We start from the raw sequence: 16,746 nt of genomic DNA on the forward strand, positions 1-16,746 counted from the left end.
ACGTTTATTTGGGTGGCGCATACAATTGCGCCATCCTGGCTACCAAGGTTTGAATGAGCTCTACCATTTGTTCCGGTTGATTCACCTTAACCTCTGGCCCGAATCCGAGAAAATAGGAGGCAAAATAATCAACCTCGTTAGGTCTGATAAACATTCGGACAGTACCTGTTCCATCCTCATGAACCTCCATATCCGTATGGTTCCACGCCTCCCACTGACACCTGCGTACACCATCGCTTGTTAAGACGGCTTCAATCTGAATATGCTCATCGGTTACAACAGGCTGTTCTTCAGGTGGTTTAAACCAATCCATAATGGAAAATCCACTCAAATCTACCGTTCTGTGTCCGTCAGCTGCCGCCTCTGCCGATAGCACACGATCAATCCGAAACAGCAAATAACGCTCCTTCCAGAAGCAATAGCCCGGACAATACCAATACCCGTTATAGGAATACACCCCGATGGGTTGAATGGTACGCTGATTGGCTCCTTCCTTGGAGTCGTACAAGATCAGCATGGGCTGCTGCTGTAACGCGGCATCAAGCAAAGATTGCAGATATGGGGTCGGAGCCTGACGTTTGGGTGTCCAAAATACGACCCGCTGCTTCATTTTATCAATTTTGCTTTTGGTATCGTCGGGTAAATAATAATAAAATTTATTCAGAGCCGTGATGGACTCCTCTGCAAACGGCAAGGCTCCATAATGCTGCAGCGATTGATAGGCAAAAAAAATCGCCACCGCCTCCTGCTCGGAAAATGTGATCGGCGGAAGCTGACGTTCCCTCAGCACTCGGTACCCGCCATGAGGTCCATACTCTGTATAGAGCGGAACACCAAGCTCACTTAATACTTGCAAATCACGCATAATCGTCCTGATGGACACCTCGAACTCATCCGCTAGCTCACGCGCCGTAAATTTCTTGCGTTGATTAATGGCTATCATAAGCTCAATCACACGTTTAGACTTGGCCATACACTCACCACCACCGATGACATTTTCTCTGATTATAACATATATCTATGTCACTAATTGTCATATATAATGATATGTGACTTAACCCTTAGGTTTGCCGTTTTTATAAGCTGTGGTTCCATTCAAAAAAAGAAATAAAAAAACCCTAGCCATTTGGCCAGGAAAAAGTGCGAGATACTATCGATGTTGCCGCCACTTAGAAATGCCTTCCAAATTGCTCTTCAAAAAATGCTTTGATGTATCCTTGAAATTCCAAATCGGACTTATAATACACTCCATTTATTTCATTAGAAACAAACCCTAATTTCTTTATTTCTCCCTTGAATAAACTAATATTATAGATGTTACCTACTCGAGGTTGTTGATCCTTATCTGGAATCAATTCGATTTCTTTGATGTGATTTATCCATTGAATAATTTGACTGCCATCCTTTATAGTTTTTCTGTCCCCCGAGGATCCATCCAATAATTCAATTCGATCTACTTCTAAAATGTCACCTGGATAGACTTTAGAAATTGTAATAGGCACAAGGACTTTTGTTTTAGGGTTCTCCTGACAGCCTAAAAAAAGAACCAAGATGATAATTACAACTAGAAGTAAAAATATTCTGTTCATAGTAAACCTCCTGACTTTGATTAAGTTGATACATTATCGACGTCAATAAGGTAATTTATGTTTCTTTTTTGTACTGGGTAATTTCACATAACGAGCCCGACCGTGACGGCCTTTGTCCCCTGTATACCTATGACCAGATAGCAAAATGTTATTGTCTCCTGTGCCATACGTATTCTTAAGTTGATGCATAAATTTTTCCTCCCAACAAGCATAGCAAGATTAACAAAATCATACCACAAAATAGGAACGTTTAATGTTGACATTGCACGTTATCCTGCTTTTCGTATCGATATACCGGGCCCTTTAAAAAGGGAACCGACTATACTCTCCGGTAAATCAAACCATTTAACATGCAAAAATGCCATCGTCGCTCCAGTAGCAGGTTTTCTGCAGGAGTTACGATGGCATATGTTATAAACGTGCATGCTTCGCGCTTACAGGCTCAGCCCTTGTATGTCGAAACTGTTGTATACAATTCATTCTATGCTCGATGCTTATACGTTTTCCAGCCAGTGTACTTCATCCTCAGTTAACTGAATCTGCGCACCTTCCACGCAGGACTCCAGCTCCACCTGGTTTTGTGCTCCAATCAACGCAGCCGTAGGGAACTTTTGATTCAACACATAAGCCAGTGAAATCTGAATCGTGCTCACGCCTTTTTGTTCACCCAATTCAGCAGCACGACGCAGACGCTCCCAGTTCGCAGCGCTGTAATATACACGAACCATTTCGGCATTGTCCAATTTGTCAGGTGCAAAATTTCCGGTAAAAAATCCGCCTGCCTGTGAGGACCATGACAATAATGGCAATTGAGTCTTTTCGTGCCACGCACAATCCAGCACATCCGCTGAAACGCATCCTGCCCAACGCGGCTCATTTGGCTTGGCAAGACTCAGATTGGGGCTGCTAAAGGAAAAACCGACCAATCCATTGGCTGTTGCATAATCGTTAGCTTCCTGCAGGCGTTGATGGGTCCAGTTGGAAGCGCCAATGGCGTGAATTCGTCCTTCCTGAATATGCTCGTTCAACGCATCGATAATAACCTTAACCGGAATATTCGTATCATCACGGTGCAATGCATACAAATCGGTGTAGCTGGTTTGCAGTCTGTCCAGACTTATTTTCAAATCCGCAGCTATCGCCTGTGGTGTCACTCGGGGACCATCGGCATTATGGTGCGCCCCCTTCGTCAATATCACGACCTGATCGCGATTGTTCCTTTCTGTCATCCAGCGGCCAATGGTTTCTTCGCTTTGTCCACCTCGGTAAATAAAAGCGGTATCGATCGTATTGCCACCGATTTCCAAATAATTATCAAGCACGCTGCACACTTTATCATAAACCTCATGAGTAAAAAAATCAGAGCCTTGGATCAGGTTCGTAACCGGCTTTTCCAGTCCAGCGATTGTTATAGTTTTCATCGTTTTATATTCCTCTCATTTGGATTTAGAGTACGACACGCACGCGCTCTCTTGCCGATTTCAGGCAGGCGTCGATCACACGCATATTTAACACAGCATCCGACGACTCATATCGAAGTGGTGTTCCATCCAGAATGCTGCGCCCCAGATCATCCGCCTGCAGTGCATATTGATTGACATAAGGCACTTCAACTTCCCTGCGCTGACCACCCACTGTAACGATAAAATGATCGTCAGCATTTCCACGGGACACATAGGCGCTTGGTATTTCGATACGCCCTTCCGTTCCAAGGATTTCAAACATATTACGACCAGCTGCCCACATGCCGCAATCGAAGGTCAAGGCGACACTATTAGGAAACTCCAAAATGCCCGATGCCATCATATCGACATTGTCGTGTTCTGGTGAAAAGAAAGCGTGCACAGTAGCAGCCTCAGGCTCTTGTCCCAATACCATACGAGCTGTACTGATCGGATATACGCCTACATCATACAGCGAACCGCCGCCCATTTCCTGATTGAATCTTACATTGCCTGTGTTTTTGGAGCTATTGAATGTAAAAGCACCATGGAGACCACGAATTTCACCGATTTCACCGGATTGTATAATTTCTTTGATCATCGCATAACGCGGATGGTGACGATGCATAAATGCTTCTACCAGCTTCACGCCTGCCTTCTCACAAACGGCTACCATCTCAGCGGCTTCTGCGGCATCCAGTGCAATCGGCTTTTCACATAAAACATGTTTACCCGCCTGAGCAGCTTTGATCGTCCATTCCTTATGCAGGTGATTCGGAAGCGGTATGTAAATGGCATCCAAGGTTTCATCATTTAATAGTGCTTCATAGCTGCCATAGGCTGTAGGAATTTGAAATTGTTCCGCCGTTTTCCTCGCATTGTCTTCGTTACGGCTTGCAATTGCGGCGACTTCTCCGGTTTGCGATTGCTGAATTCCCGGAATAACAGCTCTCTTGGCAATACCTGCGCATCCGAGTACTCCCCAGCGCAATTTTTTTTGCGACATGTACAATCCATCTCCTCAACCATTTATGTTAGTAAGACTATATTGCTATTATATTGAATGCTTATTAAAATGAAAATAGAAGCTTTTTGCACATATATAAAACTATATTGTTCTCAAGAAAGGTTCTATTTATGAAAAAACAGCGAATTCTTCCGACATTGTCAGAGCATGTTTACTTTTGCTTACCGGAATCCGTTGGCTGGTACCAGCAGGACCCTTTCCATACTGTGGACCGCCAGGAAGGTGCACTGAACAATTTCAGTATTCATCTCATTATTAGCGGCAAAGGCTACGTCGAAACCGCCTACGAGAAACATATGCTGACCGCTGGCGATGCTTTTCTTTATTTTCCGCTTCAGCGGCAGCGCTATTACTCCTCTCAGGAGGATCCGTGGGAAATTCGTTGGGTCCACTTTTATGGCTCCAGGCTTAGCGACTACTTGCTGGAAAGGGGGCTTCACCAATCCCATTTGTGGACAGTTCGTCAGGTGAAGCCGCTTGAGCGTGCTCTTGATGAACTGCTTCTTGAAGCGGAGCTCAGTACCCTGTTTGAAATGACTCGACTCTCAACGCTCACTTATGCGGTAATTGCCGAATTCGTCAATCAAGCTGTGCCCTTGTCTACACAAAGAACTGCGGCGACCTCCGAATTGATTTTACAGCTGCTCCCTCGCATCCAGCAGGAGGCGTGCAAGCCGTTTGAGCTTGATTATTGGTCTGAGCAGGCTGGCGTCAGCACTTATTACTTTTGCAAGCTTTTTCGTAAGGTTACCCAAATGACTCCAATGACTTACGTGACGCTGTGCCGCCTGCAAAAAGCCAAGCAATGGCTGCTGGAGAAAAAAGAAATGACCATACGTCAAATTTCATTCGATGCAGGTTACCCCAGCACAAGCTATTTCAACAAACGATTTCTTGAGCAGGAAGGTATGACGCCTACAGAATACCGGGAGCTGTATTGGAAGAATTAACTGATTACTCTCTCAAAAGGAGATAAATTCACACCTATAGGAGCATCTCTCCGTTGACCCGCCGCTTGTAAGCAAGCCAAGATAGCTGCATAATGAGGTAAATTATTGTATGATCAAATAAACACACGACTATGACTACACAGATTTACGGAGGAGCTTGTTATGAAATCTCTTGTACTTGCAGAAAAACCGAGCGTTGCCAAAGAAATCGCGCGTGTTCTCGGCTGCACCCAGAAACAAAAGCATTATATAGAGGGACCTAAATATGTCGTAACCTGGGCATTGGGTCATCTCGTAACCTTGGCTGAACCGGAGGATTATGATTCCAAATACAAAGCTTGGGAGCTCGATCAGCTTCCGCTGCTGCCTGAACGGATGAAGCTTAAGGTCATTAAGGAAACGACACCTCAGTTTCGCGCCATTGCTCAATTAGCCAAGCGTAACGATCTTAACCAGCTTATTATAGCTACCGACGCAGGACGAGAAGGCGAGCTTGTAGCCCGTTGGATTATGGAAGAGATTCACTGGCGCAAGCCTTTTCAACGCTTGTGGATTTCCTCGCAAACCGATAAAGCGATTCTCGACGGTTTTGCCAAGCTGAAGCCGGGTCGTGACTACGATAACCTGTATCAATCAGCTGTATGCCGTGCAGAAGCGGATTGGTTGATTGGTCTCAATATTACGCGGGCACTTACCTGCAAATATAATGCACAGCTTGCTGCCGGACGTGTACAAACCCCCACTCTATCGATGCTGATGGAAAAAGAAAAGGAGATACGTGCCTTTCAATCCAAGGATTACTGGCTGCTCAGGACACAGCTGGGTGGTTTTCAGGCAATGTGGAGAGGGAAGCACAATCCGGACGGCCGTTTGTTCGACAAAGCGGCAGCAGATACGTTGTTAAATCGGGTTAAAGGTGCTCAAGCGAAGGTTAGTCAATTGAAAATGACCGAAAGGTCGGAGCCTCATCCGCTAGCCTACGATCTGACCGAGCTGCAGCGGGACGCCAATCGTAAATACGGATTTTCAGCCAAGCAAACCTCAAATCTGCTGCAGCGTCTATATGAGCAGTACAAGCTGGTCACCTACCCGCGAACGGACTCCAGATATTTGACATCGGATATGGTTCCGACTCTGAAGGGACGCTTGGATGCCATTTGTATACAAACCTATGCAGAACTTGTCAGACCGCTGCTCAACAAGCCTCTGAACATAACCAAGCGGATCGCAGATGATAGTAAAGTATCCGATCACCATGCCATCATTCCAACGGAGCAAACGCCGCTGCTTCATATTTTAAGCCATGATGAACGTCGATTGTACGATCTGATCGCGCGGCGCTTTATCGCCTTGTTTTATCCTGCATATCGTTATGATGAAACGGCTGTCAGCATCGATATAGGCGGCGAGAGCTTTTATGCCAAGGGACGCGTCACCAAGGAGGCCGGATGGAAAAGTGTCTACGGGCAGGAGTTAGTCCCGTCCGAGCAGGAAGATGAGGATACTCGGGATGAAGATTCAGGAGGCTCACAGTCGTTACCCAAATTGCAATCGGGTCAAGTCATCCCGGATCATCGCTGCACCTTGGAAAAGCATGCAACCAAGCCCCCTTCCCGATATACCGAAGCTTCTCTGCTGTCCGTTATGGAGAAGCATAAATTGGGAACGCCTGCAACCCGGGCCGATATTATCGAAAAGCTGCTTTCCACCGATACAATCGAACGGAAAATGAATGTGCTTCAGCCTACCGGCAAGGGCGCGCAATTAATCGAGCTGGTCGTACCCTCACTGCGTTCACCGGAGCTGACTGCCAAGTGGGAGTTGGAGCTTGAACATATCGCCAAAGGAACGGGCAGCATGAAAACCTTTTTGAAAGCTATCCGTGAGCAAACGACTGCTATGGTTCAAGCCGTCAAACAAAGTACAATCGAATACAAGCCGCATAATCTTACCCATTCCAAATGTCCAGATTGCGGTAAAAATTTACAGGAAATCAAGAGCAAACGCGGCAAGCTGCTCGTCTGTATCGATAGGGAGTGCGGCTATAAGCGGGCTGGCGAACCTATGCTGTCCAACAAGCGTTGTATGCAATGCCATAAGAAAATGGAAATTCACACGGGAAAAGCCGGTAAATACGCACAATGCCGTCATTGCAACGTCATTGAGATGCTAAGCGATGAGCCACGTGCAGGCGGTAAAGCCGCCAAAAGAAACAGCGCCCAACTGATCAACCAATTCAGCGATAACGTCGCTGTAGGCTCCAGTCTGGAAGAGGCACTAAAAGCCGCGATGCAAAAGAAGCAGAACCCGGAATCTTAATGATCCAATGAAACAATCCCCATTCAGCCTTGTGCGATTCTCGGCTTGATGGGGATTGTTTGGCTGCTGCTCTTGATTTCTTATTTTCACTTGACATCAAGCTCTGAATCTCCGTATATAAACTTTGCAACCGAATTTATGCTCTCATCAGTTAATGGAGCCGAGTTATCAACATAAAGAACAGAAGAATCCGGGATATTCCATTTAATGTCTCGGACAATAAGCGTTCGGCTGAATTCATCCCAATTTGTCAGCTTCCAGTCATCAAGCGATGAGCCTCTTTCCTGAATACGCTCATAGTAGCTCGTTTGGTCAGCAAGATGAACAAAAACCACTTTCACTGCGACATCAGCAACAGAAGCACCTATGCCTTCTAGCTCGTTAACCAGCCACTCCTCGCTTTCAGTCTCCTTCGTAAAGGGACCGATCACAAAAGCATCCGATCCAAGCTCCACATTTTCCAGTGCGGCATCCATCGTTATCCGATAGCCCAAATCGCGGCACAATGTCTTGTAGGTCATTGAATCCCGATCCTCCGGGTCTTGACCGGCAAGCTTCATGAGTGCTACGGCTGCTGGCCGTAATAAGGTGTCCATATCAAATATAGCCGCACGGGACCGTTTGGCCAAGGCTTTCGCGATGGTTGTTTTACCGGCCCCGGCAGGACCTAAGAAAAATACAAGTTTTCGCATCCGAAGTGACCATCCTCCCCCTGTCTAGCTTACCATCGACAACAGCTTCGGCTTGACGTTCTGTTCATAATAATGGATAAGCTGTGCCTTCTCATCTGCCGTGAATTGGTATTCACAGTCTCGCCCTTCATCCTGTGGCACAATTTGCGCAATTTCCCCTGCATATGTACAAAATATCAATGCTGTCAGTTCCGTAAAATCGTCCGGCAGCGCCATACCTTCTTCCAACTCCAAATGCAGCTCCACATCGATCCACTGCTTATCACGAATTTCGACCGTTGCCCGCATCTGATGAAACCGCAATTCTGCATAATCCAAAGAGCCGAATTGAATCATTTTGTTACCTCCGTTGTCTTTTTTACGATTGCTTTTTTAAAAGATTGGCACAGGCCATATCGATCGTAGGGTATAGATACGAAAAATCATAGTCAATCGCCAGCAGAGGTATAGCTCGCTGACCCTTGAGCAGCAGGACCGACATCTCCCCAAACATAAGCTTCATCATAAAAGCAGGAACTGGAAACCAATGCCGGGTGCGCAGCGCTTTGGCTATCGCTTTACCCATTTCGTCATTCGTCACAGCCTGCGGAGAAGTCGCGTTAATTTGTTCAATAATATCTTCATTTTCGATACAGAAATCAATAAGCCGGCATAAATCGTCGATATGAATCCATGAAATAATCTGCTTGCCGCTGCCAACTCGACCTCCGATGCCAAGCTTATATGGTGTTAACAGCTTGGGGAAAGCGCCACCATCGAGACCCAAAACAATACCCAATCGCAGCTTGACGATTCTTGTATTGCGGATCTCATCCATCGCGGCTTCCCACTTCTCAACAACACCTGAAAGAAAGTCCTCTACATTCGGGTCACTGTGCTCAACAAAGCTGCCACGTTCCGACGTACCATAAATGGATACACCTGAAGCGTTGATAACGACCGACGGTTTTTGCTCCATTCGTTCTACGATACTAGCAATTTGCGCAACAGCGTCAAGTCTGGAGTTCAGAATTCTCCCCTTCGCTTCGTCAGTCCAACGCTGATTAATCGATTCGCCCGCTAAATTTACGATCACATCTGTACCTGTCATGACTTTTATATCATTTTTCAACTCCGACCATGTAGCATGTCGAATTAATGGATTGGTAGAGGTGAGTTTTTTGCGAGAAATCAAGATCAGTGAATATTTACGTTCAAGGAAATATTGGGTCAAATGCTGACCGATAAATCCCGAACTGCCTGCTATGGCAATTTTCATCCGTGGTTTCCCCACCTTCGATTGATATGTGTTTCTCATTATATAACAAACAGCTCCAAAGAACCAAAATTCCTGCTGAATGTCAATAAATTAAAAAAGACCGGAATCCCAGTAACTGGAACGTAACCCGGATACAAGCACTTTTCATTAAAGTGTTGATAATCCCGGTTACTTCTGCTACTTGCGGACTCTGGTCTTGTGGCTTAATGGGCTAAATAGGATTGAATAAAGCGTAAAGCATCTGGCAGATGCTCCTTCCAATAGGTCCAATTGTGCTCGCCTTCAAACTGCTCGTACGTATGCGTGTAGCCAATAGTCTTGAGATGCTGATGAAAATCCTGATTCATCGTGTACAAATAATCACTTGTCCCACAATTCATATACAAGGCCGGACATCGACCGTCCTGCATTCGTAAATTGGCGACTAGCTGCGGGTCATACGACTCCGCATACGGTCCATGGAGCGGTCCAATCATCCGGCCGACATCAGAACGAGCAAATTGATCTTTCAAATGCTGGCTTGATACCAGACCTCCTGATAGGCTTGCTGCTGCTCCAAACCGTTCAGGATGCCGCAAGGCAAGCGATACAGCCCCAAATCCGCCCATCGACAAGCCGCAGAGCACTCGCTGAACACTGCTGTCGATTGTTCGATAGTGCCTGTCAATCTCAGGAACCAGATCGTAGATAAAATATTGCTCGAAATTACCCGTACCATCGTACCAATCCATATAAAAGGTGCCTTGACCATAACCGCCGTCACTAGGCATAACAACAATACTTGGAATGAGTTCGCCGTTGTTCATCAGTTGATCCAGAGTTTGCTCAGCATTCCCTTTGAGCATCCAACTGGACTCACTTCCGTGCATACCGTGCAGTAAATAAATAACTGGATACCGCTGCTCCGACTGCTCATATCCCGCCGGCACATAAACGAAGCATGACTTCCGAGCGTACAACGCCCCGGAGAAAAAAGAATGCGGCTGTATACTCAAAAGATCGATCCTCCCATTCAAGCTTAATTAAGAACTGCTGTGATGTGAGCCTCGGTTACAGCCCAGTGTGAAGTGTTCCATACCGATTCTTTATCTTTAACATACAAAATTTGCGGAGAAGCATGCTTGACACCTGTATCCTCAGCAATTTGGTTTGAAACCGGACGGGATTCAATTACCTTGACAAGTACATAATCAACCTGTTCGTTTGGTTGTTTGCTCAAATAGTTTTCAAACTCTTGCAGGGCATTAGCACTTACCGGGCAGGTCGTACTGTGCTTAAGCACAACTACCGGCTTTTCGGATGAACCTTCAAATAATTGGTTCCATTCTTCCTGACTATCAATTTCTCTCCACTGGCTCATATTTCATTCCTCCATATTTCTACAAATCATTTTGTATTTAACAACCAATTTACGCTTTTTTGTCGTAAAAGTGAAGGCATCCACAGCTTTATAGCTTGGGGATGCCTAAGGAGTAGCGTGGTCGCCGCCTCTGTTCTATAATCATTTTACCATATTCATGTTTGATAATAAACTATTCCGTTGTACCGAACCAATCCATCGTTTGAGATCCCAGCAGCTTGCGTTTCCCCTGGAACTCATGATAGATGTTCATCTGATATTGCTTCAACGATTCAATTTTGAAAATCAGGCTGTCATCCTGCTTGGTAATCCGATAATCAAACTCTCCGAGCTTAAGTCGCTTATCTTCCTCCTCAGGAGCTGTTTCCAGGTAAAAAACCTCATCGATGTCGACTTTTCCTTTACTGTCTACGAACTGGATAATCAGCTTGCTGCCTTCTGTATTTGTCTCGTAAAAGCTGTCCTTGGTCAGCTTGTATTTAAAATTAATCCGCAGCGTATTGCGATCCAGCCACGTATTCATATTACTTAATGAAATCGTATACGGGTAGAACACAAGCTCCTTTAAAGTCGGGCTTACTGTGGTATTTTCCAGGGGAAGCTCCATTTGTACGGCATTGATGTAAGCCTCCGCTTTATCGTCCGTGCCACTGAGTCGCTGTTCGGTGACCGATTCACCAATGACCAGCCTGAGGCTTTGTACGTCCAAATCCTTGGGAAGCTTGGTTGAAAAAGATAACAGAGCTTTCCCTTGGGGATTCAGCTTTTGCTTGACTTCGCGAACCCTGGTTGGGTACAGCGCATCATCCGCTGTCTTAAAGAATGCTGTTAGCCTGGGAATCATATTCGAGCGTTTCTCAAGATTGGATACCTCCACCTGCACCTCAAGAAGATTGCTTGCACCGTCGGTATAGGTGTTGATTTCTCTGGGTGAAAAGCTGGTTGATCGGCCAGAACCGGTAATGGATTGGGATTGACCAAACGCCAGCAAAGGAAGTACAATCTTTGATTCCGGCAGCTGGAATTGAGCGATTTCCTCGGTTGCGGTTTCGCTCTTCTTTTCCTGAACGACCAGCTTCGCGGACGCGAACGGATAGGTGTATGGAATTTTGCCAACAAGCTTGACATGAACAGATTCAGAGGGAGGCACACCGACAGATCGGTCAAGTTTAATAACCTTGGCATCTACCTTACTCCCGCCATCAAGCTCAAAGTAAGCCTTCAATTCGGGAAATGGCAATGCGACCGATTGGTTATGGGACAAGGATACTTCAGCGCTCAAAATATCCTGATCCTCCCATGGTAAACGATCAACTTTGTCTGCCTTGAATGCATACGTACCCTCTGCATTCGTATACATGACAACTCCACCTAACTCCGGCAAAGCTTTAGGGTCAGTTGATATACGTAATGAAGCGATAGGGAAATTGATTTTGGTATCCGTCGCTAGCGCAAACGGCTGTGTCATGACCAGATCCCAGGAATCGGTTCCTGCTGACAGAGGCAGCTGATTAGCCCTTAGCTGAAGCTCTAGCGGAACATCCGGCTGCAGCGACTGCTTGTCAGCGTTCAGAACGATATCCAGCGGGTACATCGCACCGTTTGAGGTTCTAAGCGCGTATTGATAGCCGGCGATTCGAATGGAGGTCTTTCCCTTATTGGTCATGCGCAGTGTCAGCTTGGGGGACGTATAGTTATCGTTAACAAGTGCCGACCATGCAGTGACGTTCAGTTCAACGGGCATCGCTGATAGCTGTACCGTCTTTCCTCCTGAGACAGGCGCCCACAATGCTTCGGCTGCGTCCGGGAAGCGAATTTCACCGACTGTAGTTTCCAAATCGGCACTCGTATAATCCCATTTTGTTATGCGGAATCCGAGTTCACCTAGCTGAACCGAGTCATTAACCGCTGCGTAAAAAGAGAACTCCACCTGCTGCCCTGCTGGAATTTCTTTTTTCAGCTTATCCTGAGCGACCAAATCCGCTTTAAATTCAGCACCGGATGTACTGATAACCTTAACCCAGTAATCAAGAAAGGAAAGCTTACCGCTTCCTGCATTCATGACCGTCATCGTAAAAAAGAGCATCCTCCCCCCATCTGTAGGCACCACAGCTGCGTTCTTCAATTGTATGGAGCTGCTTGATCCTATGGAAACAGCGGGGAGCTGTAAGGACGTATCAAGCTCTTCCCTTTGGTAGCTCTCCCCTTCCGCCATTGCCCGCTGTGTTTGCATTAGCCACATCGCCGCGAGCGCCAGCATGATCAGCAGCAGTCCGGTCTTCATGTTTAATCGGCACATGTATACTCTCCTCCTTGGCTTCCGGAGGCAGCAGGACGATTCGCCCGTCCTCCAGTTGGACTCTTACCTTATTTGTCGAATGAATACCTATGGATTTAAGCATATCTCCGGGAATTTGCAGACGGCCTGATTTATCGAGAACCGCGTATTCAGTATGGGTTTCATCATCGTTCTGCCCTATCCCAGACTCAAGCTCTGCCAGCTCATCTGCATAGGTTTTACGCCGGATCATTTCCGATGAGGTTTTACCGTCCCGTATGGCGACTACCCGATCCACTTTTTTGGCGAGCAGCGGGTCATGAGTTACGATGATAACTGTCAAACCGATTCTCCGGTTTAAATCACGAAATAAATCCAGTATTTGATCCGCCATCTTGGAATCGACAGAGCCGGTGGGCTCGTCTGCAAGCAGCAGCTTCGGATTATTCGCCAGAGCAATAGCAATCGCCACCCGCTGCTGCTCACCACCGGACAGCTGATTGAGCCGATTTTTGATCCGATGGCTTAACCCGACTGCATCCAGCAGCTCCAAGGCACGTTCACGCTTGCGTTTACCCTGCAGAAGAATGGGAAGCTCTACATTTTCCTGTGCGGTCAGGTAAGGTATCAAATTGCGTGCATTATTTTGCCAAACGAACCCTACTGTTTCCCGTTTGTAGCGCACAAGATCATGTTCCGTAAACTTTAACAAATCTTTACCAGCAACCTGCAGTTGTCCGGCTGAAGGTCGGTCCAAGCCTCCCAGCATATTCAATAATGTGGATTTGCCGCTCCCACTGTTACCGATAATAGCCATCAGCTCTCCTGATTCTACGTGCAGGTCAAGACCTTGAAGCGCTACGACTTCGAGATCGGCTACCTTATAAATTTTCACGAGGTTATCACAATGGATCATCATTAATCCTCCCCGAGCTTGACTGCCTGATGAATCTTGATCCGTGAGAGCATCGTCCCCAGAATTAGCAAACCCATGGAAAGCATAACCGTCACGATGATATAGAGCTGAATTTGATCCCGGGGATCAAAGGTTACCTGAAATGGCGGAACCTGGCTCGACGTTTGCATGGATAACTGGAACATCGGTACGAATAATCGGCTGGTCAAATTACCCGTTAATAGCCCAATGGCTACGGCCGCACCCGAGGTGAGAAGCTGTTCCCCGATCAGCATCAATATTAATTGACGGAATGAAACCCCCATAGCCCGCAATATCCCAAATTGCAGAACACGTCCTGATAAGGACAACACCCAATACAACAAAAATCCGCAAAAACTGATCACTATTGAAATAATGAAGCCAAGTGTCATGACACCATTAATGGCAAGCAGAAAAGGATCGTTTTTGGAGCGGATCAAGTCCTGCTTGGCATCTACAAGCTTGGTAATCGGAATTTGCTTATCCTCCAGCGTTTGGTAAAGCTCCTGACTTTTCGTTTCAGGCTTCAGCTTTAACCAAACCTCATACGGCTCCAGGGCCATATTGTTCTGAATATAGGACAGATGACCCACAATCAGCATCGGGTCCTTGACCTTTTTATTTTTGGCATTGCTTGACGAACTGCTGCCAGAAGCGGCAGCCCTATCCGTAAAGAGCGGATTGGGATTCCAGGATGGCCAGTAATCAACAATTCCAAAAACCTGGAACATCGTGCTTTCCACACCGCTCCAGCTCGCATAGATGGGGTCGCCTACCTTCAGGCTGTACTGGTCAGCCATCGTGCGGGATACAAGCACCGCAGCAGGGTTCACGGCCATTAAATTCAAATAATCATAAAAGTGGTGGTCAAGCAGGCCATTGCGCATCCAGGCCGTTCGACCAAAATCATCGGTATCGATGCCCATCAAGGTAGCTGTACCGCGTTCCTTGCCTACGGTGAACCCGGCTTCCTTTTTCGTAAATACTTTGGCCGCTTGCTCAACTCCATTTAGCTGGGTGATCGGCAAGAAGGGAGGCTCAGAAAATTGAACCTTCTTCTTGGCAGCAGCCAGACTCTCTTCAGTAACGGCTTCACTGCCATAATCACCACCCATGCTTGGCGGAGGCGCATCATCCTCCCACTTCAATTGCATCGCAATATCCGCACCGTTGCTGTACATGATTTTCTCGCCGGCATTTTTATTAATCGTTCTGGCCGCGCTTGCACTGAACAAGCCCGTAGCCAGCGTAACGCTTAAGAACACCATGATCGCTTGATACTGAGTTGTTGAGCGCCCGACCTGCAGCAGCGTAGAGTATAGAGAAGGCGGCCACCAGCGTCTACCGAGATGATACAGCAAGCGAACCAGATACGGATATATCCGCAACAGCAGAAAGCTCGCTCCCAGTACAAACAGCGCTGGAACCAGAAATAGCAGAGGATCCATCTGCAGATCTGTCGTATCCAGTCCAAGTGCCTGCATATCGGACATACGACGGCGGAATGTATACAGTCCATACATGGAGATAGCCAACAAAACGATATCCACTCCGTACTTATGCCAAAAGGATAATCCCGATTGTCTGGCCATCTGCTGCTTATGTCCAACAATCGTAGCTTTCATCGCAAACAACACAGGCAGCAATGTCATGAGGACTGAGCAAAGAACGGCGTACAACCCGTATTGAAATGCTTCCTGATTCAGCTTGACATCCAGCGTCGCCCGCTGAACAAATTCAAGAAAACCATTGGAAGCACCCAGCACCTTGGTCAACGACAGACCCACGAACGGTCCGCATAGGAGTGCAATAGCACCTAACATAACCCCTTCCACAACATATCCGAGCACAATTTGCAAACGACTTGCACCGCGGCTGCGAAGTACGGCAATTTCGGTTTTCTGACGATCAATAATAAGATTGGAAACCATGAATAAATAATAAGCCAGCATAATCATCACAGGCACATTCAATGACCATAACATCATCCGAAGCTTTTCTTCCTTTGCGTAGTAACCAGTCAACGTTTTCAAGGCAGGAGCCTTAACCGAACTATTCGGAAAATGGTTGCCAAGGTAATTTTCTGTACGCTGGTGTGTCTGAATAAAACGCTCGATCGAATCCAGCTTCATTTGGCTGTAATCAACAGTCATATACCAGCTGCTGGAACGAAGCATAAGCTGCTGCTCCTTGGTTATCGTCTGTTCAAACCAATCGTAAGAAACCAATAGACTGGCTTTGTAGCTGGACAGCGGATTGTACCAATACATATCATCGTACGTTTTGCGGTCAACAACCCCAACAATTTTGAATTTAATCGGAGTTTTGGCTGTGTCATCCTCAATCACATATTCCTGACCAACGACCATCTTCAATAGTGACAGACCTTGATCCACAACAACCGCTTCTACCACACCATCTACAGGGGCAGCCGAAGGCAGCTTTCCGTCGACAATACGAACGTGCTCGTCCATTCCGCGTAGAGCTGTAATATCGGCGCGTCGACTAACTTTGTTGTCAATTTTATTGGCATCAACCGGGACCAAATTCCAGCTATCCGTTGACCTTTCCGTGACGAAATTGGGGATTGGCAGCTGAAAAGCGGGAGCAATGGATTGGGACATGTAAGCGTCCGCATTTATAATGGCCTGCCTCGATTCCTCAGGTGATATTTCTCCGGTCAAATATACCGAACTCCAAAAAATCCCCGAGTACTGCTGGCTGTTCGTCTGAAGCAGCTCCAAATCCTTAACCAGGAGCCGCTGCAAAATTGCACTTGTATAAATCGGCATGCTGCTCACAAGTCCGACCGAGATGATCAAGCCGAGCAGAAGGCTGAATTCGAGCCATTTGTTTTTGATCATTTTGCGCATGATCATCACAAGTATCGCCAC

13 protein-coding genes are annotated in these 16,746 nt (G+C 46.6%); 2 read left to right on the top strand and 11 right to left on the bottom strand.

The window, feature by feature from the left end:
• Positions 1–4: 4 nt before the first annotated feature.
• The 4 genes from LRL21_RS25870 to LRL21_RS25885 form a co-directional block, all read right to left on the bottom strand.
• Complete coding sequence (locus LRL21_RS25870) at positions 5–973, bottom strand: helix-turn-helix transcriptional regulator (protein ID WP_240418664.1); 969 nt, start codon at positions 971–973, stop codon at positions 5–7.
• 196 nt (positions 974–1,169) lie between these two features.
• Positions 1,170–1,589: a hypothetical protein gene (locus tag LRL21_RS25875; protein WP_240418665.1), complete on the bottom strand. Its 420-nt coding sequence runs from the start codon at positions 1,587–1,589 to the stop codon at positions 1,170–1,172.
• Between the two features lie 494 nt (positions 1,590–2,083).
• Positions 2,084–3,010 (bottom strand): aldo/keto reductase, encoded by a 927-nt coding sequence (locus LRL21_RS25880; RefSeq protein WP_240418666.1) that lies wholly within the window; start codon positions 3,008–3,010, stop codon positions 2,084–2,086.
• A gap of 25 nt (positions 3,011–3,035) precedes the next feature.
• Entirely contained in the window at positions 3,036–4,037 is a 1,002-nt protein-coding gene (locus LRL21_RS25885) for a Gfo/Idh/MocA family protein (protein WP_240418667.1), read from the bottom strand.
• Between the two features lie 131 nt (positions 4,038–4,168).
• Between LRL21_RS25885 and LRL21_RS25890 the strand changes: the two genes are divergently transcribed.
• The gene (locus LRL21_RS25890) at positions 4,169–5,008 is read left to right on the top strand and encodes a helix-turn-helix domain-containing protein (RefSeq protein ID WP_240418668.1); all 840 of its coding nucleotides are present in this window, start codon (positions 4,169–4,171) and stop codon (positions 5,006–5,008) included.
• Positions 5,009–5,170: 162 nt separating this feature from the next.
• Positions 5,171–7,327 carry a DNA topoisomerase III gene (locus LRL21_RS25895; protein ID WP_240418669.1) on the top strand — a complete coding sequence of 719 codons (2,157 nt, stop codon included), beginning with the start codon at positions 5,171–5,173 and terminating at the stop codon, positions 7,325–7,327.
• An 86-nt stretch (positions 7,328–7,413) separates the two neighbouring features.
• On the opposite strand, the gene LRL21_RS25900 is transcribed toward LRL21_RS25895, so the two are convergent.
• The 7 genes from LRL21_RS25900 to LRL21_RS25930 all read right to left on the bottom strand — a co-directional run bounded on the left by LRL21_RS25900 (position 7,414) and on the right by LRL21_RS25930 (position 16,746).
• On the bottom strand, positions 7,414–8,019 hold the full coding sequence (locus tag LRL21_RS25900; RefSeq protein ID WP_240418670.1) for a P-loop nucleotide/nucleoside kinase family protein: 606 nt from the start codon (positions 8,017–8,019) through the stop codon (positions 7,414–7,416).
• Between the two features lie 24 nt (positions 8,020–8,043).
• Positions 8,044–8,355 (bottom strand): hypothetical protein, encoded by a 312-nt coding sequence (locus LRL21_RS25905; protein ID WP_240418671.1) that lies wholly within the window; start codon positions 8,353–8,355, stop codon positions 8,044–8,046.
• 22 nt (positions 8,356–8,377) lie between these two features.
• Entirely contained in the window at positions 8,378–9,277 is a 900-nt protein-coding gene (locus LRL21_RS25910; protein ID WP_240418672.1) for a TIGR01777 family oxidoreductase, read from the bottom strand.
• Positions 9,278–9,480: 203 nt separating this feature from the next.
• Complete coding sequence (locus LRL21_RS25915; RefSeq protein ID WP_240418673.1) at positions 9,481–10,272, bottom strand: alpha/beta hydrolase; 792 nt, start codon at positions 10,270–10,272, stop codon at positions 9,481–9,483.
• A 23-nt stretch (positions 10,273–10,295) separates the two neighbouring features.
• The gene (gene ytxJ / locus LRL21_RS25920; protein ID WP_240418674.1) at positions 10,296–10,637 is read right to left on the bottom strand and encodes a bacillithiol system redox-active protein YtxJ; all 342 of its coding nucleotides are present in this window, start codon (positions 10,635–10,637) and stop codon (positions 10,296–10,298) included.
• A 2,177-nt stretch (positions 10,638–12,814) separates the two neighbouring features.
• Entirely contained in the window at positions 12,815–13,831 is a 1,017-nt protein-coding gene (locus LRL21_RS25925) for an ABC transporter ATP-binding protein (protein ID WP_240418763.1), read from the bottom strand.
• 2 nt (positions 13,832–13,833) lie between these two features.
• Positions 13,834–16,746: an ABC transporter permease gene (locus LRL21_RS25930; protein WP_240418675.1), complete on the bottom strand. Its 2,913-nt coding sequence runs from the start codon at positions 16,744–16,746 to the stop codon at positions 13,834–13,836.

Origin of the sequence: Paenibacillus periandrae (assembly GCF_022458865.1) — a bacterium.
Taxonomy (GTDB): Bacteria; Bacillota; Bacilli; order Paenibacillales; family NBRC-103111; genus Paenibacillus_S; species Paenibacillus_S periandrae.

What these genes read in the sequence shown, in the direction of transcription:
- LRL21_RS25870 (WP_240418664.1), bottom strand. Translation starts at nt 973, where the DNA reads ATGGCCAAGTCTAAACGTGTGATTGAGCTTATGATAGCCATTAATCAA.
- LRL21_RS25875 (WP_240418665.1), bottom strand. Translation starts at nt 1,589, where the DNA reads ATGAACAGAATATTTTTACTTCTAGTTGTAATTATCATCTTGGTTCTT.
- LRL21_RS25880 (WP_240418666.1), bottom strand. Translation starts at nt 3,010, where the DNA reads ATGAAAACTATAACAATCGCTGGACTGGAAAAGCCGGTTACGAACCTG.
- LRL21_RS25885 (WP_240418667.1), bottom strand. Translation starts at nt 4,037, where the DNA reads ATGTCGCAAAAAAAATTGCGCTGGGGAGTACTCGGATGCGCAGGTATT.
- LRL21_RS25890 (WP_240418668.1), top strand. Translation starts at nt 4,169, where the DNA reads ATGAAAAAACAGCGAATTCTTCCGACATTGTCAGAGCATGTTTACTTT.
- LRL21_RS25895 (WP_240418669.1), top strand. Translation starts at nt 5,171, where the DNA reads ATGAAATCTCTTGTACTTGCAGAAAAACCGAGCGTTGCCAAAGAAATC.
- LRL21_RS25900 (WP_240418670.1), bottom strand. Translation starts at nt 8,019, where the DNA reads ATGCGAAAACTTGTATTTTTCTTAGGTCCTGCCGGGGCCGGTAAAACA.
- LRL21_RS25905 (WP_240418671.1), bottom strand. Translation starts at nt 8,355, where the DNA reads ATGATTCAATTCGGCTCTTTGGATTATGCAGAATTGCGGTTTCATCAG.
- LRL21_RS25910 (WP_240418672.1), bottom strand. Translation starts at nt 9,277, where the DNA reads ATGAAAATTGCCATAGCAGGCAGTTCGGGATTTATCGGTCAGCATTTG.
- ytxJ (WP_240418674.1), bottom strand. Translation starts at nt 10,637, where the DNA reads ATGAGCCAGTGGAGAGAAATTGATAGTCAGGAAGAATGGAACCAATTA.
- LRL21_RS25925 (WP_240418763.1), bottom strand. Translation starts at nt 13,831, where the DNA reads ATGATCCATTGTGATAACCTCGTGAAAATTTATAAGGTAGCCGATCTC.